General features: G+C 68.3%; 19 protein-coding genes and 1 tRNA gene. 13 read left to right on the top strand and 7 right to left on the bottom strand.

Annotated features, from left to right (window positions below; all coding sequences use genetic code 11):
• Positions 1–176: 176 nt before the first annotated feature.
• Positions 177–1,454 (bottom strand): Ig-like domain-containing protein, encoded by a 1,278-nt coding sequence (locus O7606_RS12720; RefSeq protein WP_281599318.1) that lies wholly within the window; start codon positions 1,452–1,454, stop codon positions 177–179.
• 189 nt (positions 1,455–1,643) lie between these two features.
• On the opposite strand from O7606_RS12720, the gene O7606_RS12715 reads away from it, so the two are divergent.
• A tRNA-Lys gene (locus O7606_RS12715) sits at positions 1,644–1,719 on the top strand.
• 166 nt (positions 1,720–1,885) lie between these two features.
• Positions 1,886–2,545: a YdcF family protein gene (locus O7606_RS12710; protein ID WP_281599316.1), complete on the top strand. Its 660-nt coding sequence runs from the start codon at positions 1,886–1,888 to the stop codon at positions 2,543–2,545.
• A 7-nt stretch (positions 2,546–2,552) separates the two neighbouring features.
• Here O7606_RS12710 and O7606_RS12705 read toward each other — a convergent pair whose 3' ends face one another.
• Both O7606_RS12705 and O7606_RS12700 read right to left on the bottom strand, forming a co-directional pair.
• Positions 2,553–3,125 carry a flavoprotein gene (locus O7606_RS12705; protein WP_281599315.1) on the bottom strand — a complete coding sequence of 191 codons (573 nt, stop codon included), beginning with the start codon at positions 3,123–3,125 and terminating at the stop codon, positions 2,553–2,555.
• Positions 3,122–4,459: a hypothetical protein gene (locus O7606_RS12700; protein WP_281599314.1), complete on the bottom strand. Its 1,338-nt coding sequence runs from the start codon at positions 4,457–4,459 to the stop codon at positions 3,122–3,124. Before O7606_RS12700 ends, O7606_RS12705 begins: the two co-directional genes overlap by 4 nt.
• Positions 4,460–4,886: 427 nt before the next feature.
• Between O7606_RS12700 and amcA (O7606_RS12695) the strand changes: the two genes are divergently transcribed.
• The 7 genes from amcA (O7606_RS12695) (at position 4,887) to O7606_RS12665 (ending at position 8,840) form a co-directional block, all read left to right on the top strand.
• Positions 4,887–5,048, top strand: a complete 162-nt coding sequence (gene amcA, locus O7606_RS12695) for a multiple cyclophane-containing RiPP AmcA (protein ID WP_281599312.1) — start codon at positions 4,887–4,889, stop codon at positions 5,046–5,048.
• Positions 5,045–5,401 carry a hypothetical protein gene (locus O7606_RS12690; RefSeq protein ID WP_281599311.1) on the top strand — a complete coding sequence of 119 codons (357 nt, stop codon included), beginning with the start codon at positions 5,045–5,047 and terminating at the stop codon, positions 5,399–5,401. The genes amcA (O7606_RS12695) and O7606_RS12690 overlap by 4 nt, the downstream gene beginning before the upstream one ends.
• Positions 5,398–6,534, top strand: a complete 1,137-nt coding sequence (gene amcB, locus O7606_RS12685) for a cyclophane-forming radical SAM peptide maturase AmcB (RefSeq protein ID WP_281599309.1) — start codon at positions 5,398–5,400, stop codon at positions 6,532–6,534. Before O7606_RS12690 ends, amcB begins: the two co-directional genes overlap by 4 nt.
• On the top strand, positions 6,531–6,713 hold the full coding sequence (gene amcA, locus O7606_RS12680; protein ID WP_281599308.1) for a multiple cyclophane-containing RiPP AmcA: 183 nt from the start codon (positions 6,531–6,533) through the stop codon (positions 6,711–6,713). Before amcB ends, amcA (O7606_RS12680) begins: the two co-directional genes overlap by 4 nt.
• 84 nt (positions 6,714–6,797) lie before the next feature.
• Positions 6,798–7,460 carry a pentapeptide repeat-containing protein gene (locus O7606_RS12675; RefSeq protein ID WP_281599306.1) on the top strand — a complete coding sequence of 221 codons (663 nt, stop codon included), beginning with the start codon at positions 6,798–6,800 and terminating at the stop codon, positions 7,458–7,460.
• A gap of 67 nt (positions 7,461–7,527) precedes the next feature.
• Positions 7,528–8,163 carry a hypothetical protein gene (locus O7606_RS12670; RefSeq protein WP_281599305.1) on the top strand — a complete coding sequence of 212 codons (636 nt, stop codon included), beginning with the start codon at positions 7,528–7,530 and terminating at the stop codon, positions 8,161–8,163.
• Positions 8,160–8,840, top strand: a complete 681-nt coding sequence (locus O7606_RS12665; protein WP_281599304.1) for a helix-turn-helix domain-containing protein — start codon at positions 8,160–8,162, stop codon at positions 8,838–8,840. Before O7606_RS12670 ends, O7606_RS12665 begins: the two co-directional genes overlap by 4 nt.
• A gap of 147 nt (positions 8,841–8,987) precedes the next feature.
• On the opposite strand, the gene O7606_RS12660 is transcribed toward O7606_RS12665, so the two are convergent.
• Together O7606_RS12660 and O7606_RS12655 are read right to left on the bottom strand one after the other, a co-directional pair.
• A complete protein-coding gene (locus tag O7606_RS12660) occupies positions 8,988–9,506 on the bottom strand; it encodes a hypothetical protein (RefSeq protein WP_281599302.1) in 519 nt (172 codons plus the stop codon).
• A gap of 230 nt (positions 9,507–9,736) precedes the next feature.
• A complete protein-coding gene (locus O7606_RS12655) occupies positions 9,737–10,441 on the bottom strand; it encodes a hypothetical protein (RefSeq protein ID WP_281599300.1) in 705 nt (234 codons plus the stop codon).
• A gap of 1,321 nt (positions 10,442–11,762) precedes the next feature.
• Here O7606_RS12655 and O7606_RS12650 point away from each other — a divergent pair.
• The 4 genes from O7606_RS12650 to O7606_RS12635 all read left to right on the top strand — a co-directional run bounded on the left by O7606_RS12650 (position 11,763) and on the right by O7606_RS12635 (position 15,816).
• Positions 11,763–12,653 (top strand): replication-relaxation family protein, encoded by an 891-nt coding sequence (locus tag O7606_RS12650; RefSeq protein ID WP_281599299.1) that lies wholly within the window; start codon positions 11,763–11,765, stop codon positions 12,651–12,653.
• A 384-nt stretch (positions 12,654–13,037) separates the two neighbouring features.
• On the top strand, positions 13,038–13,946 hold the full coding sequence (locus tag O7606_RS12645) for a DUF2637 domain-containing protein (protein WP_281599638.1): 909 nt from the start codon (positions 13,038–13,040) through the stop codon (positions 13,944–13,946).
• On the top strand, positions 13,943–14,347 hold the full coding sequence (locus tag O7606_RS12640) for a hypothetical protein (protein ID WP_281599298.1): 405 nt from the start codon (positions 13,943–13,945) through the stop codon (positions 14,345–14,347). The genes O7606_RS12645 and O7606_RS12640 overlap by 4 nt, the downstream gene beginning before the upstream one ends.
• Positions 14,344–15,816: a site-specific integrase gene (locus O7606_RS12635; RefSeq protein WP_281599297.1), complete on the top strand. Its 1,473-nt coding sequence runs from the start codon at positions 14,344–14,346 to the stop codon at positions 15,814–15,816. Before O7606_RS12640 ends, O7606_RS12635 begins: the two co-directional genes overlap by 4 nt.
• Positions 15,817–15,999: 183 nt before the next feature.
• Here the strand turns inward: O7606_RS12635 and O7606_RS12630 are convergent, their stop codons facing one another.
• Together O7606_RS12630 and O7606_RS12625 are read right to left on the bottom strand one after the other, a co-directional pair.
• A complete protein-coding gene (locus tag O7606_RS12630; protein WP_281599295.1) occupies positions 16,000–16,587 on the bottom strand; it encodes a hypothetical protein in 588 nt (195 codons plus the stop codon).
• Positions 16,580–17,071, bottom strand: a complete 492-nt coding sequence (locus O7606_RS12625) for a hypothetical protein (RefSeq protein ID WP_281599294.1) — start codon at positions 17,069–17,071, stop codon at positions 16,580–16,582. Before O7606_RS12625 ends, O7606_RS12630 begins: the two co-directional genes overlap by 8 nt.
• Positions 17,072–17,410: the final 339 nt, after the last annotated feature.

Here is a 17,410-nt window from a genome sequence, read left to right as displayed (position 1 = left end):
AACACCGTCCGCGATCACGGGAATATTGGTAAAATCATCCGTTTTGCGGGGTGGTCGGGGTCGGTTCCGTCGACATGCCGACTCCGGCAGCCGGCGACCTGGAGCTCCCATCGAACTCCGGGGCCGGCGACCAGAGTCGGCCCCGGCCCCGGAGTCGGAGTCGGAGTCGGCGTCGGTCAGCCGGCCAGCGCCGGGCCGGACCCACCTTCCGGTACGGGCAGCGCGCTGCCCTTGACGAACTCCGCCCAGCTCAGGTTCCACGCCGTCCAGCCGTTGCCCGCGGCCAGCTTGCGCTCGGTGCCGGTGATCGTGATCGGGTCACCGACCATGGTCCGGTCGAACAGCCAGCGGGCATTGTCGGTGGCGACGTTCACACAGCCGTGCGACACGTTGCGCCGCCCCTGGTGCTGCACCGACCAGGGCGCCGCGTGAATGTACTCGCCGCCCCAGGTCAACCGCTGGGCGAACTCGATGTCGGTGACGTACCGGTTCGCCGGGTCCGGATCGTCGCGGGTGTCGAATACGGTGGCCGCCTTCTTCTCCATCACCACCATCGTGCCGCTGGAGGAAGGGGTCGACTTCTTGCCCAGGCTCACCGGCAGAGTGCGCGTCACCTGGCCGTTCTCGATCACCGTCATCTGCTTGGTGGCGTTGGAGACCTTCATCTCGAAGGAGCGGCCGATCTTCCCGGTCGCCTTCCGGTCGACGTTGCCGTACCGGCCGTTGCTCAACGGAATGCCCTCCAGGGCGATCCGGACGGCGATCGTGGTGCCCGGCTGCCAGTACTCCGGCCCCCGGTAGTACGCCTGGGTGCCGTTGGACACCCAGTGCCAGGCGCCCGGCTGCGGCGGGTTGGTCGTGACGAACATCCGCTTCTGCACCGCCGCGCGATCCTTCTTCGGAATACCGGGGGAGAACTCGGTGACCACCGGCATCGCCACGCCGTAGGTCCGGTCGTCGAAGAGGTAGAGGCCGGAGCCGATCGTCGACTTCGGCTTGCGCATCGTGGTGAAGGTGCTCGTGCCGGAGACCGGGCCCGCCGAACCGGTGCCGGTGACCGTGGCGGTGTACTTCGTGCCGTACTTCAACGGGGTGGCCGGCACCCACGACGAACCGTCGGCGCGGGGCGTGCCCGCGACCTTGTCGCCGTTGGCGGCCGTCAGCGTCACCTCGGTGATCTTCACGCCCGGGTCGGCCGTGCCGATCTCCGCGCTCACCGGCTGGTTCTTCGCCCCCTCGGCCGGGCTGACCGTGACCGGAGTGCCTGGCGATCCCGACGACCCCGGTCGTTCGTCGTCCACCGGAGCGGCGACCCCCGTCCGGGGAGCGCCCGTCGGGTCACCGCCCACGAAGGCCGGCGGCTCCGCCGGATCGGAACCGCACCCCGTCAGCGCCAATGACGCCGTCAGAGCCAGGACGCCCACCATCGCCCCGGCTCGCGCGAACCTGCCCATCCCCACCTCGGTTTCTCGCGACCCTGGCGGACATCGTGCCGCATCAGGGCACGGCTCCGGTCGCCGGACCCGGAAATTATGCGAGGTTCGTCCGGTTACACGGCTTAATCTCCGTCCGAATAGGTGAGGAGGGGATCGGATTGGAACCCTCCTCAGACCCCGTGCTAGGGTTCTCTCCGTTGCCAACGAGCGCCGCTAGCTCAACTGGCAGAGCAGCGGACTCTTAATCCGCGGGTTCGGGGTTCGAGTCCCTGGCGGCGCACCAGCAGCAAGGCTCTGACCTGGGGTTATGCCCTGGGTTAGAGCCTTTCTTGTTTCCGTGCTGGTGGCCCGGTGCTCGGTGGGTGCTCGGGAGCCGTTGGACCGTTCCGGCTGCCGGTGGACTGGTGGCGTGGTGGTGGACGTCCGGGCCGGTTCGGTGAGGGGGTCTGGTGTCGGTGCCGGCGGTGGTACCGGACGGGATCCGGGCTGACGTGGAGACGTTGTGGCGCTACCACGATCTGGGTCACGAGTTGCGCCCCTGTGATGTGGGGATCGGGCTCGGTAGTCACGATCTCGGTGTGGCGGTGGTCGCGACCCGCCTGTTTCATGAGGGTCTGTTCCCGTGGATCGTGTTCACCAGTGCGAACGCTCCGACGACGGTGGAGCGGTTTCCGCGTGGTGAGGCGGTGCACTACCGGGAGTACGCGGTCGAGCATGGTGTGCCGGCGGAGTCGATTCTCGTGGAGCCGCGGGCGACGAACACGGCGGAGAACCTCGACTATTCGCGCCTACTGTTGGCGGAACGCCGGATCCCGGTGCGTTCGGTGTTGCTCATGTCTCGGCCGTATCAGCAGCGTCGGGCCTTCGCCACGTGCAGGTTGATGTGGCCGGAGGTCGACGTGGTGTGCGCGTCTAACCCGTTGGGGATCGACGAGTACGTGCGTGGCATCGGTGGCCCTCGGCGGGTGGTGGACATGCTGGTGGGGGACACGCAGCGGATCGAGGTGTACGCCGAGCGCGGTTTCGCGATCCGGCAGGAGGTGCCGGGCGAGGTGCGGGCGGCGTTCGATCGTCTGGTGGCGGCGGGTTATACGAGCCGGCTGGTCTGAGTCGGGGCTATCGGTGTTGGGCCTGCGTCTGCGCTTTGTGGGCGTGTCTGGCGGCTGTCTCGAACGCCGTCGTCCAGGGGAAGGCGCGCTGTCGGTCGTTGCCGCTGCCGGGTTGGTGTGGTTCCCACTTGTGTTCGGGGCCGAGCAGGACGTGGACTCCTTCGTCGCGGAGGCTGGTTACCGCGCGGCGGAAGGGGAGTCGGGTGGCGAGTGCGGCGTTGACGAATGGAACGACGACGGCGGGTATGTGTCGTCCGATGAGTTCGGCGACGGAGGTCATGGCGTAGTTGTCGGCGAGGCCGAGGGCGATCTTGTTGATGGAGTTGTAGGTAGCTGGTGCGATGACCACAGCGCTGGCGGCGGGAAGTGAGCGCCGGCGGCCAGGGGAGGCCCGGTAACTGGATCGCACAGGGGTGCCGGCCAGTTCCTCGATGGCCGGTAGGTCGAGGAAGTCCATAGCGCTGGGTGTGGCGGTGACCACTGCCGTCCAGGACCGGTCCAGCGCGGTGCTGATCAGTTTGGTCACGTCGGCGGCGGGGCCGGCGCCGCAGACGACGATCTGTAGGTGGCCGTTGGTCACAGCGGGATCCCGGCGGTCTGGGCGAAGTCGATGACGGCGGTGCGGATCTGGCCTTTGGCGAGGAGGGCGAGGTCGCCGGCGATGCGCTGGACGGTCGGGCGGCAGCGGATCTCCTCGGGCGCTACGTCGTAGGCGGTGCGCAGCGCGTTGAGGCCCTGTTCGTGGCGGCCCCACTGGGTGTAGGCGCGGGCGACGTCGACGTACAGCGAGGCTCTGCGTTCGGCGAGCGTGATCTTGTCCAGGGGCACCGTGCGGGCGAGCGTGATGGCGGTTCCCGCGTCGCCGAGGGCCAGGGCGATGTTGACGCGGTGCAGCAGGACGTTGGTGGCGCCGAAGCCGGTCCACCGGTCGTTGCCGTCGTAGCCGAGTCGGGCGGCGGCGCGGGTGGCCTCGTCGAGCATGGCGTGTGCGGTGTCCCGGTCGTCCTTGCGGGCGGCGGCGACGGCGCCGCGGAGCACGAGCGCGCCGTACACGGCGACCGCGTCGGTCGAGTCGAGGCGGGTGTCCCGGTCGAGGGCGCCGGCGGCATGCCCTGCGAGGGTCACGGCTTGGTCGTCGTGGCCGTTGCTCATGAGGGCGTGGGTCATGATCCGTGCGCTCGCGGCGATAGCCACCGGGTCTTGACTCGCTGTTGCGGCGTGGGTGCTTCGCTCGGCCGCGACCAGGGCCATCCCTCGGTCGCCCATCTTGAGTAGAACACTTCCGACGACGTGGTACAGGTCGGTCGCCAGGACGTCGGCCTGTGCGCGTTGCTCTTCTTCGGCGTTGGCTCTGGCGGGTTCGAGGGCTGGTAGCAGCGTGACGAGGTCGTCGAGGACGCGTGCGTACCGGCAGGCCTGGTAGTCGCGTTTTACTGCGGCCACCGCGCGGGAGAGCTGCTGGACGGACAGCACCGTTTTAGGTGGGTGTCGTGGCGAGACGAGCGCGTCGAGCAGCGGCGAGACAGCTGGGCCGGCGGCAACGCCCGCTGCGGTCGCGCGTAGAAGCTCTCTCCGTCGCACGTCACCATCCGAGCCCGAGCCGCTGTGCCTGTCCTTTCCAGTATCGGTGTCTGAGCCGGTCCGCGCCGGGGTGGTGCTCCCGGGTGCACCGTTGGTGCCGGTCACCAGTAGGGCCTCGAAGCGTGCCCGGGCGTCGGATGTGGCGCGGGTCAGCACGGTGTCCAGCGCGGCCTGCATGTCGGCGCGCGGGAGGACCTTGTCGCCCTGGCTGCTCCACTTGGCGACCGTCCGTCGCGCTACGCCGAGGTGCTCGGCGAAGGCGGTGACGCTCATCCGCAACGCCTGGCGCAGCGCGGTCGCCTCCCGGCCGGTCCAGGTCGTTACCGGAGCCATCGCATGTCCTCCCCGATAGGGGCTGTTCGCCTGCCTGCCGATGGTAGTGGCACCGCGGGTGACAGCAGGTGCACCGCCAGTGCACCGGCAGGACATTCCGCCCGATCGTCTCCCAGGCCAGTCTGGATGTGCCGGCACGTTGCTTCTTCCCGATCGTGCCGGCGGATTCAGCGGCAGTCTCGCGCAGGGAGCTTCAGATGGATGTGCCGATCAGCGACGTGCTGGAACGCGACCCGACGCACCGGCAGAGGGCGTCGTCGGGCACTCCGTCGTCTGCGGGGTTGACTCCCCGTCTGCGTACCGCCGAGAGGGCTGCGTGGGTGGGTGGGCGGCGGTCTGCTCCCAGCCGTCGTCCCGCTGTGGTGGGCCCGCGCCTTCGGGCGCGGGCCCACCGTCTCGGGGTACCCGCGACAGTGGGGGGCCGGGCGTGACCGTGTACATCTCCCGCTCGGTCGCGACCAGCCGGGCGGCTCAGCGGTCCGGGGCGCAACCCTCGGCTCCGGTGGCGGCCGTGGCGGATCCGCCGTTGTTGACCCACGTGTGGCGTCGGTTCTTCGAGCAGCGGAACCGGCTGGGGTTCCGCCGATGAGCATCGAGCAACCCGTTCCTGGCCAGGGCGTTGACAGGCGTTGCCGGGTGGAGGGGGAGCATCTGCCGGCCCGCCCGGGGTGGCTGTGCCGGAACTGCGGTCACCCGTGGCCGTGCGCGCAGGCGAAGGGGACGCTGCTGGTCGAGTACGAGGGCAGCGGGGTCGGGTTGTCGCTGTACCTGGCGGCCTGCCTGCATACGGCCATCGACGACCTGCGGCATCTCAACGGCGCGGACGCGGGCGGCTGTTCGGGGTTGTTCGACCGGTTCATGGGCTGGATCAGGTGCCGCGCCGGTGCCCGGCGGCAGGCCGCGACCGGATTCCCACCGCTGTCCGAGGAGAGGGTGTCATGACCGGTATCGGTGTCATCACCGCCGTGGACGGGCCGGCGATCGCCGGTGTGTTCCACACGTTGGTGGTGCAGCCGACGAGCTTCTGCAACCTCGACTGCCTCTACTGCTACCTGCCTGACCGCCGGTCGCGTCGCCTGATGACCGTGCCGGTGGCGCAGGCCTGCGCCACCTCGATCGAGCGGCAGGGCAGTGGCCATCCGGTGAGCGTCGTCTGGCATGGTGGCGAGCCGACCGCGACCCCGATCAGCCACTTCCAGGACCTGCTCGCCCCTTTCGAGTCGCTGCGGCGCGCGGGTCGGGTGCGTCACGAGGTCCAGACCAACGCCACGTTGATCAACCAGCGGTGGTGTGACCTGTTCGCCGCCTACGGGTTCACGGTCGGTGTCAGTGTCGACGGCCCGGGTGCCCTGAACCGCAACCGCCTCGACCACGCGGGCAGGTCCACCATCGGGCGCACGTTGCGCGGTATCCGGGTTCTGGCGCAGGCGGGTCTGGAGTACTCGGTGATCTGTGTCGTCACTCCGGAGACCATCGACCATGCCGACGACCTCGTGGACTTCTTCACCGGCCTGCCGGGATGTCAGTCCGTGGGTTTCAACATCGAGGAGCAGGAAGGCGCCGTCCGGCAACCGGTGTCGGTGGAGTCTGCGTACCGGTTCTGGCGGCGGCTCGTGCAGCGCCGCACCGCCGGTGGCCGGTTGCGTGTCCGTGATCTGGATCGTTTGGCCGACTACCTCACCGCCGCCCGCGCTGGGGGCGTCGACCATGCGCCCCATGAGCCGATTCCCACGGTGTCCTGGGACGGCCGGGTCGTGCTCCTGTCACCGGAGCTGCTCGGTATCACCGACCCCGAGTACGGGGACTTCGTCGCCGGGAACGTGGTCGAGGAGCCGATCACCGTGATGCTCGCCCGGGCCGGTGGTCTGCGCTATGTGGCCGAGTTCGTCGCCGCGCTCAACGACTGCGCCGACCGGTGCGGGTTCTATGACTTCTGCCGTGGCGGGCAGGCCGGCAACCGTTACTTCGAACACGGCGCCTTCACCGTCCGCGAGACCGGCTTCTGCCGTACCACCCGACAGGCCCTGGTCCGCGCCACCGCGGACCATCTCACCCCGACTGGAGGACCAGCATGACTGACGCCCTTGCCGCGCTCGTCAATGCCGCGCCGCATGACCTTGACCGTCTCGGTGTCGCATCGTCCCGGGCGGTAGCGTCGGTCGACGCGGCGAAGTTCGACAACCGGCCGACCTGGGACAACCGGGGTAGCTTCGACAGCCGTCCGGGCTGGGACAACTGGAATAAGAAGAAGTGACCCGCTGACAGCGGACCTGACACCCGGCGGCGCGGGGCGGCCGGCCCGCCCCGCGCCCCTAAACAGATACAGGTGAAGAACCATATGCGGACCACGACAGTCGGCGACCTGCGGATCCTGCTCCCGGATCTCGACCCTGACGACCTCGACAGTATGAGTGACCTGACCGACGACCTCAGCGACGCTGCCATCGAGAACGCCTCGTGGCGTGGCGTCACCCTGGACGACGTCACCGTCCGTGGTAGCCGGCTCATCGGTGTCGACGTGAGCGAAAGCAACTGGGAGGCCGGCATCATCTTCGGCTGCGAGATCACCCGTACCGACTTCTCCGGTGCCACCCTGTCCGGCGTCAATATCGAGCGCTGCGCCGTCAGCGGGTCCCGGTTCACCGGCACGAGGCTCACCGACATTCGGCTCAGGGACGTGCTGTTCGAGGGATGCCGCTTCGACTACGCGACCCTCACCCGGGTCACCGCCGCGGGAGCCGTGGCCTTCGTCGACTGCGTCCTCACCGACGCCACCTGGTCGGCCTGCCGCCTGCCCGACACGGTCCTCAGGTCCTGCCAGCTCGTCCGCCTAGAGCTCGACTCCTGCCATCTCCAGGGTGCTGACCTTCGGGGCAACTCGCTGCACGACCTGAAGACCGGTCTCGAAAACCTGCACGGAGTCACCCTCGACGAGGACCAGTTACCCGACCTCACCCACCTGGCCGTTCAGGATCTCAACCTGACAGTGCGGAAGCGATAACAACTCGAACTTCATCCGGGACAGTCGTCGGGTACAAGAGCAACGAAGCCATCAGGAGAAAGACGTCGTGGCCTATCGTCCGGGGCCGAACAGCTTGCTTCGCGTAACTCGGCTGGCGCTGCGGTCTCCGTCGGGCTCGGGGCGGCCGAAGTCGTGGCAGGAACTGGCCGACGCGGTCAACGTCCACACCCACACCCACACGGGATGCCGCAGCGTCATCGACGCCCGCTACATCGACAAGCTCGAACGCGCGGAGCACCGCTGGTTGTTCGAGCCGTACCGCACGGCCTTGCGGAAGGTTCTGGACAGAGCGACCAACGCCGATCTCGGGTTCTTCGTCGTCAAGGGACACGCCCAAGACCCTGAAGTGAGCCCGGAGGAACCAGGACCAGGTGGCTGGACATCAGTGGCTCCCGGCGCCGACGCTGGCCGCCCGGTATCGGTAGGGACGGAGGACGGTCCGGTCATCACGGCCCGAGCGGCGGCGGTGCGGGTGACGGTGAGCGCCCACGCCGTGACTGTCGCGGCGCTGGTCCGTCACGACGACACGACCGGCGCTGTCGTGGTCCTCGCGGGGCCCGTCGAAGTGCTCATCACACCGTCGGATATCGCCCGGGACCGCCTCGCGGCGGTACCCGTTGTGCCGTCGACCGGGGCCGACCTTCGCCAGGTGTACCGGCTTCCCGATCGGTGGGCCCGATGACGAATGTGCGGATCACGCGCCCGGCCGTGGACGGCTGGCATCCGTCGGCTCTGCGCTTTCCAGGGCCGATCAGTCAGCAGCAGGTGACCGAGGCGCGCAGGGACCTCGGTCGTCGGTTGGCCGCCTGGCGCGCCGAGCAGGGGCTCACGCAGACGCAGCTCGCCACGAACATCTGTTACTCCCGCAGTTCGGTCGCCAATGCCGAGATCGGACGGGACACCAGCGTGCGCCGGTTCTGGCAGGACGCCGACCGGGCGGTCGACGCACGAGGTGCCCTCCTGGCGGCGTTCGACCAGATGGCCGCGCTGGTACGGGACTTCCAGACCCAGCAGGCGCAGGCGCGGGACGAGGAACGCCAGCGGCTCTCTGGCCGAACCGCCACCCGGGCCACTCAAGCGGCGACGGGTGACTGCCGGTGCGGGACGGTGGTCGTCGGCCGGTGGACCGGACAGGAGACCCGCGCGCTACGCGAGGCCCTCCGGATGACCGTCCACGACTTCGCCCAGCACCTCGGGGTAGCGCCCGAGGCGGTTTCCGGCTGGGAACACTGCCACACGTCCACACCGCCACCGACGATGGCCACACAAGCGGTCCTGGACGAAACGCTCACGCTCGCCGACAGCAACACTAAAGTCCGGTTCCTACTGATCCTCGACATCCCGAACCACCATACGTAAGCCCGCCGGACAAGCGGTGAAGGCTGCATGGCACGACCGCCACGCCGCGTGAGACGGCAAGGCTTCCCCGCCGCGCCCGGACGGCGGCATGTGCGTGCAGGTGATCTCACGCGTCTGTGGGAGGTCATCCGGCGGTGGCTGCCGCTATCAGGACGATTCGTTCCCGATCGCTGAGGGCATCGGTTGGTCGCGTCCCACGGTGTTGACCCGGGCGCGGTCGCCGTTGAAGTCCGGGGCCAAGCGGCCGGCCAGACAGGACCGGTGCGCGGCGAACGACGCACATCCCGGCCCCTCACTGCTGCGCACATCGACGGTGACGCCGTCGCCGCCAGGGCTGAGGATCGTCAGCTGACCGCAGCATCCGCACGGCCAGCTGAACTCCTGTAGGTCCGCGATACGCATCGTGAGGCGTATCCAGACGGGCGGGTGGTACCGGCTGATCTCCTGGACGACCGCGTCGACCTGCTCGCCGACTGGCGGGTACTCCTCGGGCAGGGCGCGAGGTCCGCCCGATGGGCTGTCAATGACGCCGGCGTCGACCGACGCGCCCACCGTTTCATGCCCGAGGACCTCGGCCATGACCCCCCAACGCTCATGACTGATGATCGTCGCCCGGACGGCGGTGCCCACCACCAGGTCACAACCGACGCTATCGAAACGCTGCACCGGTTGATCGTCGCGCACCACCTCGTCAGCGGCACAGCCCCGGCATGCCTACACCGTCGAGGGCAGCCAAAGGCGGACCGGGTACGACTTGCAGCACGTCTGCGCGCTCGGCGGCAGATGAGGACGGGTCGGCGTTCAGCGGTGGGCCGCTCGCGGATCAGACATCTGGCACGAGGATCCGCGGCACGAGCAGGCCTGTAGCCAATACGTGATTGCCGACCCAGTCGGCCTCAGTCATCGGCCGGCCTCGTAGATCGATCTTTGGGACGTCGCCATCCAACGGGAACTCGATCATCAGTGATACGCCGATTGGGGGTCGGCAGGTGCCGGTCCTCGATCCGGACCACGTAGCGGTGCCAACCCGACTCCGCGTGAAACCGCGCCAACCCGAGTTCCACTGTGCTAACTGGCTGGTCGCGGTCCAGCCGTGCCCGGCCCCGGAACCATACGTCCGAGATGCCCTGCGGGAGGACAAGGTCTTTGACGGGTTCGGTTTTCCCGTCTTCATCAAGATCGGACAGTCGAAAAAAGTAGTGCTCTTCCTCGTAACGCCGCCCAAAGAGGAAGAGGTGCCGCTCGTCGGCCGGTTGGGCTAGGAGCTTGTGGATGTTCTCCCGAGCCCAGTCCGCCGCGAGCATCTCATCGCACACCTGCGCGAGCTCGTTCAAGCGCAAGGGGATCGATCCGCTCTCGGTCTGGGGCAGTCCCGCCTTTTTCGCGCGCGCCCATCGCACCATCAGGCTTGCGGCCGGGGGCGAGGTGACCTCGACGATCCCGTGGCGCTCCTGGCCGTCAGGGTATATCCAAGAGCCGTCGGGCATCTTGTCGCCACCGCCGGCATCCGCGAGCTTGATGTCGACCCCGAGCACCTGCTCCACGGCCAGAAACGCGATCTCTTCCTCGCGGGTCGCCTTCGCTCCGGCCGCGTTGCTCATGGCTCGCAGAGTAGCCGGTCGAGGGTAGAGCGGACACGTGGAGCCGTTCCCGGCATAAGTGCGGGTCCCGCCGTCACCGGTCAGCGGCAAGTGCGGAGCGAGTGCACGCCCATCGGCATGAGAGGGTTTCTGGGCGTGACTTCGCCTGCTCGGGGATCTCGCCGTCTGTGGGTCGGGTCGCGGGATATTGGGTAGGTAGTGCCAGATCAGGCCGAGGTCGAAAAGGCCTGTCGGCTGAGCACGCCTTCGCGCTGTAGGTGGGGGTGCTGTCGGCGGGCCTCGTCCGCCGGTCCGTCCATGCTGTCGCTGGTCCGGCATGCGGTTTCGGCGGCGGGAAGCGGCGACGTGGCTGTGACCGGTCTGTCGGCGAGAGCATCGTCTTGCAATGTGAGACAGCCGATCCGGCTGGTCAAGATCTTTTCTGCCTGTTTCGGCCGAGAATCCGTCCCGCTGGGGCCAAGTACGGGTTAGCGGGTGTTACTGGGTCCAACTGGGTCCAGAAACGTCATGGTCGACTGTTGGTGATGCTGGTTGACATGGTGCTGCCGGCGGAGGCGTACTGGTACGCAGGCGACCGAGTGGCGGTCTGCCCGCCGGGTCCGATCGATCGGTGTGGTGACGCTCCTGTGGGAGCGTCGCCGGTCGTTCGAGGCTCGGAAGTGGTCGGGCCGTCGATGGTTCTGAGTGACAGGGGGTTTGCCATGAAGGATGTTTCTTCGGCGGGTTGAGTCGACGCCCTACTGGACCGTCGTGATGTCGACGGCTCCCGGAGCATCTGTCCCAGGCTGAGACGATCCCACTGCCGGCGCGGCGCTATGTCGCCCTGCTCGCCGTACCTGTTACCGCTACCGCTGTCCCCGCTGCCGTGACCGCCTTTCTGGTGGTCGTGTCGATCGTTGCTGCCCTCATCCGTCCTCTGGTCGGCCGGTGCGCCGGTCGGCGTGTTCTTTGGCAACTCCACAGCGCACATGTTCGCGGTCTTTCGGCGCCTGCGGCGACCCCTACGGCGTCCCGATGTTCGATGTTTTCTCGTCTTCTTCGATCAAGGAGTTGCGGTGTTCCTCGTGCGTCTCGTCTCTGCGCTCCGGCTTAGTACTGGTAGCGGTGACAGATCCCGTCTCAGTCCCCGTTGCGGGGTCCGGGTTGGCGTCGGTGTTGTGGTCAGTCTTCAACCGGACGCCGGAACGGACCCCTGTTCCGCCCTTACACCGCAGGCCAGGGCGGCTGTCGACGCTGCCGTCTTGTCCTGCGACAGACCCTGCCTGGTCTCGGGTCTCTCCCCTGGGGCTGGCATTCCGTACCGGAAAGGAGGTGATGGCCGGTGGATGATCCGGTCCTTCGGGTCCAGTCTCAGCTGACCGGCCGTGACCGGGTGTTGCTGGGCTGGCTCTATGACCACGGGGTGTTGACGTCGTTCCAGATCGCGCACGCCCTGTTCCCGTCCCTGGACTTCTGCCAGCGCCGGCTGCGGACGCTGTACCGGTTGCGGTTGGTGGCGCGGTTCCGGCCGCAGCGGGCCGATGGCGGCTCGTATCCGTATCACTACGTCATCGACCAACTCGGCGCGGAGGTCGTCGCCGCGGGCCGCGACGAGCGTCCGCCCCGGCGTGATCACGCCCGGGTGGAGCGGCGGCGTTGGACGTCGAGCCGCACTCTGGAGCATCGCCTCGGGGTGAACGGTTTCTTCACCGCTCTCGCGGGCTACGCCCGGACCCATCCTGATGTCCGGCTGGGGGAGTGGTTGTCGGAGGCGGCGTGTCAGCGGTTGGGGGTGTTCACGCGGCCGGGGGATCCGGCTCTGGTGCGCGCCTATCAACCCCGGGTGCGCCCTGACGGCTATGGCCTCTGGGCGTCGGGTAGCACGGTGGTGCCGTTCTTCGTGGAGTACGACACCGGTGGTGAGCCGCTGTCGGTGTTGGTCCGCAAGCTGGTCGGTTACCGGGAGTGGTTCGCGGCGATGGGGCGGGGGTGGCCGGTGTTGTTCTGGCTGCACTCCGCTGCTCGGGAGCGGAACCTACGCCGGGTGTTGGCCGAGGCGCCGCCGCTGGTCCCGGTGGCTACCGGTGCCCGCGACCACGCGGCCACGGCGGGCCTGTGCCCGGCGGAGGCGGTGTGGGCTGTGGCCGGCGGGGACGGACAACGGTCCACGCTCGCCGGCTTGGCGGCGTGGGTCGTCGATGACCGTGACCTGGCAGGGGAGGCGGCGGCATGAACCTCGACAGATCGCCGAACCCCTTCCTCACGCGGTTCGTGTACGACATCGCCGCAGGGTGGTTCTCTCACCGGTCTGTCAGCGTCTCACCGGAGGCGGTTGACCGGCCGGTGACAGACCCGGACAGCCTCAGCCGTGACGGGGCAGAGGTATCGTTCCGTCCCCCATGTGGCTGGTCTGCGGTCCACGACGTGATCGGTCCGCTGACGGTCCCGGACCGGCGTGTCGGGATCGTCCGTCGGCTCGTCCGGTCCGCGCGGGATGTGGGTGGACCGGGTGTGCGTGTGGTCTGGTCCGGGGAGGTGGTCCGCCACGACATCCCCAGGTGACCCGGACACGGGTCCGGGACGCAACCGGGCCGAGGGTGTCCTCCAGGTCGTGATCATGCTCGCTATCGGTGGGGCGGCTGGTGCGGCCAGCTTCACCCACGTCCACAACGTGGCCGCCGCTCACGGCCAGCCGGGCTGGTTGGCGTGGGCGGACTCGATCGTGCTGGAGTTGATGTCCATCGCCTCCGGCCTGGAACTCCGCCGTCGCAAACGAGCCGGCGTCTCGGTGGTGTTCCCGGCGACGGTGTTGGCCTGCGCGGTGACGCTCTCGCTTGCCGCACAGGTCGTGGAGGCCGAGCCGTCCCCGATCGGCTGGATCGCCGCAGCCGTGCCCGCGCTCGGGTTCCTGGTCATGGTCAAGATCGCCCTCGGCTACACCGACACCACACCCAACCCCACCCACTCCGGACCCGCCGCACCCACCGACCAGTCGGCGGACCAGTCCACCACCATCGACCCCGCCCGGTCCGGCGGGGACCGCGACGCCCCGTCCACCCAACCATCCGCAGAACGGTCTCTCCCCGCGTGGACCGTCCCCGACACCAGCGACCACCACCCCGACAACGGATCGGACGGTCCGCGTCCCCGTTCCGGTGGACCGGTCCGCCGGGGCCGGTCGTCGCGGCGTGGACCGTCCGGCCATCTCCACGGCGCCGAGGAGCTGCTTCCCGCTGCGCGGCGCGTTCAGGAGCGTCTCGCCGTGCAGGGGCAGCCGTTGACCCGGACCGCCCTGGCCGCAGGACTACGCGCTGCCGGGCACACCGTGTCCAACAAGAGAGCCTCCCAGCTCCTGAAGATCCTCAAAGCCGAACCGCATCCAACGTCCCCAACCCCAGCCCGGCAACCACCTGACCTGGCCGACGGCAGGACGCCACCGGCAACACCGGAGCTCTCCATCTCCACGACCACCAGTTCGCAGATTCCTCAACCGCTCGTATCGCAGTCAGGAGATTCGACACCATGAACGCCGACACCACACCCACCCGTGACACCGACCCGACCAGCCCACACCACCTTTCTACCGGGGTGCCGTGGACCGCTGAGCGGATCCGCGCGCTCGGTGCCGCCACCACCCTGCCCACCGCCGCGGCCGTACTCGGTATCAGCCGGTCCCAGGCCTACCGCCTCGCCGCCACCGACACCTTCCCCGCCCCGCTGATCCGGGCCGGCGCCCGCATCATCGTCCCGGTCGCCGGCCTCCTGCGACTCCTCCTCCTCGACCACCTCACCACCCCCGACGCCGATGGTGGCTCGCGACTTGATCCCGTCGGGGTGTCGAGCGTGGATGCAACGACCCCGCCACCAGCGGACTACACCCGCCACCGCTGGAGGCACCACGTCGAGCACCCAGGAGACGACGAGTGAAAGGCTCCATCTTCAAACGCTGCGGCTGCCGCGACACCACCACCGGCCGCCGCCTGGGACGTTCCTGCCCGCAGCTGCGCCGGCCTGGCGGTGGATGGTCCCGTAACCACGGGCAGTGGCACTGGCAGATCGAACTGCCCGCCCGCGCCGACGGCACCCGCCGCACACTGCGCCACGGCCCCTACCCCACCCAGGCCGACGCCGACGCCGTCCTGGACCGCATCCGCGCGGCCTTGGCCGTCCCCGACGCCAGCGACCCGCACGTCATGGTCAAGACCGGGGACCTCATCGAGACCGCCGTCAAGACCGGCGCACCCGTGCCCACCCCCGACCAGGTCCGGCGGACCCTGCACCTGGACATCACCCCCACCGAACTCCCCACCATGGCCGTATACCTCACCGACTGGCTCGCCGGACGCAAGAACATCAAGAAGGGCACCCTGCGCTCCTACGAAGGACACATCCGCCTGTACCTGATCCCGCACCTCGGGCACCTGCGCATCGACCGGCTCCGCCCCGGCCACATCGACGCCATGTACGAGGCCATCACCGAGCGCAACACCACCATCGCCACCCTGCGCGCCAGCCGCGACCCGGCGAAACGTGACCAGGTCAAGAACCAGCGGGTCGTCGGCCCCCGCACGATGCACGTCATCCACGCCACCCTGCGCAAGGCCCTCAACGACGCGATGCGCCGCCACCGCTACCTCGACCTCAACCCCGCCCTGCTGGTCGAGCTACCCCGCGCCCGGGCGCCCAAGCCGACCGTCTGGACCGACCAACGCGTCAAAACGTGGCGGGACACCGGTAAGACCCCGAGCCCGGTCATGATCTGGACCCCCGAACACACCGGCCGGTTCCTCGACCACACCCACGACGCAGGCGACCGGCTCTACGCCCTCTACCACCTCATCACCTTCACCGGCCTACGCCGAGGCGAAGCCTGCGGACTCCACTGGGACGACCTTGACCTCGACGCCGCCACCCTCACCGTCCGCTGGCAACTCGTCCAACAAGGCTGGGCCACCGCCATCGACACCCCCAAAACCACCGACAGCGAAGCCACCATCGCCCTCGACACCGAAACCGTCACCGTCCTCCGCGCCCACCGCGCCCGCCACCACCGCGAACGCCTCGCCGCCGGCACCGCCTGGACCAGAACCGGCTTGGTGTTCACTACGCCCACCGGTGGGCGGCTGCACCCCGCCGACGTCACGGACCACTTCCACCACCTCGCCACACAAGCCGGACTACCACCCATCCGACTCCACGACCTCCGCCACGGCGCCGCCACCATGGGACTCGCCGCCGGCGTCCAGATGAAAGTCATCTCCAACCGACTCCGCCACTCCAGCCCACACTTCACCGCCAAGTTCTACGGCGACGTCCTCCCCGAACTCTCACACGCCGCCGCCGAAGCCACCGCCGCCGTCGTCCCCCGACGCGGCGGCACCGCAAGGCCGGCATAGTTCGCAAGTTCGCCACCTGATACTGCGTAGGGCCAGCTGGCGAAGTTCCCGGCCGGCCCTACGAAGTATCAGCGCTTGACCTCGTTAAAGAGGAAGCCGTCGATCATCCGAGCCGTCACCGATGGCTGCGTGCCCTGTGGTCAGGAGATCGGCCGCCCCCTCTACGACGAGGCGGATTTTGTCTTACGCTGGCATCCGGAACCGGCTCAGGCTGCGCGACTGGTCAAGCAAATCTGCGGCCAGTTGGCGCGCTTCTGCCCGTGGCATCCGCTTCTGGCGGCGTATCACCTTGGTCAGGCGCTGGATCACGACATCTTCCCATCGGTCCCGGAAATCGTCGTCGGGCGTCTCGATGAGGATCTTCGGTCGGTGTGGGTCATGCTTCAGGCGGTCGCCCGGCCGACCCGGCTGTAGGTAGAGAGCCTGGCTGTTGAGAGCGGCGTCAACGATGATGCCCTCGTGCTCGATGCTGAACAACAGGGTCGCGCGGACCTCGATCGGGCGGGTGAACTGTAGCGAGAGGGCTACCTGATCGTCGTCGCGGTCTACCTGGCCCCACCTGTATGTGACATCACCAGGTGACAGGTGATCGTGTAGTCGTACCAGTTCATCAAGGTCAGGCCGGGTGGCGGTATCTATGATGACCAGTGGCACCATCCGGCCGTCAGCGATCGGGCCGGCAATCGATCCGTCTGCGACGACGGGCACGATGTCGGCAGGATCAAGGCTCCGTCTCGTCGGACGTTTCTTGGTCGTCCGCTTTCTAATCATGACCCACCTCTCGTAGAACGGACGCGCTGACCGTCGCGGCGATACCCCGGCTGTCCTGCAGAACAGCGTCATAACGATGAATCCCCGCGCCCGCAGGGAGCAAGTTGGCAGGTAGCCGGAACGTCAGCCAACCGGCGACCGCGCCGTTGGCCTGTAGCCGCGCAGGCAGGTCTAGAGCCTCCACCTCAGTCGGGAACGCTTCGCCGGTGGTCTCGTGGCGAATCTTGACCGTCATCGCGTGACCGGACTGCAGGGTGTAGGCAATGTGCAGATCAGCGCTGACAACGGCGGCATCACGGTCAGTGGGGTTGACCGCGAGGATCTTCATGCCGACCCAATGTGGCGCGTCCCGACGACGCCATGATGCGGAGTCATCAAGGGTGACGGTCAATCGGGCTGCCCGTCGTTCCTCCTGCTGCAAGGAGAGGGCCAACGCGTGCCGTGAAGTGTTGCGGTTTGACAGCGCAACCAGCAGTGCGAACATTGCGACGACGGCTGACGCCACGGGTATCCACCGGAACCAGCCGGAGTCCGAGGAACCCGATAGCAGGGTCATAACCAGGAGCATCCGCACAGGATGCCTGACCGCCGCGCCCCACGCGCTACCGGAAACAGTGGAGTCGCGCGCCCAGGCTCCAGCGGCGGATCAGCGTCGCCGTTGCCCTTCTTCGCCTCACCTCGCTACGGCGTCAGATCATGCGCGCACGACAAGCACTTTCCGGACCCTGTACGGGGCCGATGGCCCGTGGGACAGGCTGGTCGCCTGCGCGCGGCGCACGAGCGCCGGTTCTGGAATTCTGGCCCCTGGTGCAACACGCGTAAG

This window comes from Micromonospora sp. WMMD882 (assembly GCF_027497255.1).
In the GTDB taxonomy this organism is placed as follows: Bacteria; Actinomycetota; Actinomycetes; order Mycobacteriales; family Micromonosporaceae; genus Micromonospora.
This window is presented reverse-complemented; position numbering and strand designations above follow the sequence as displayed.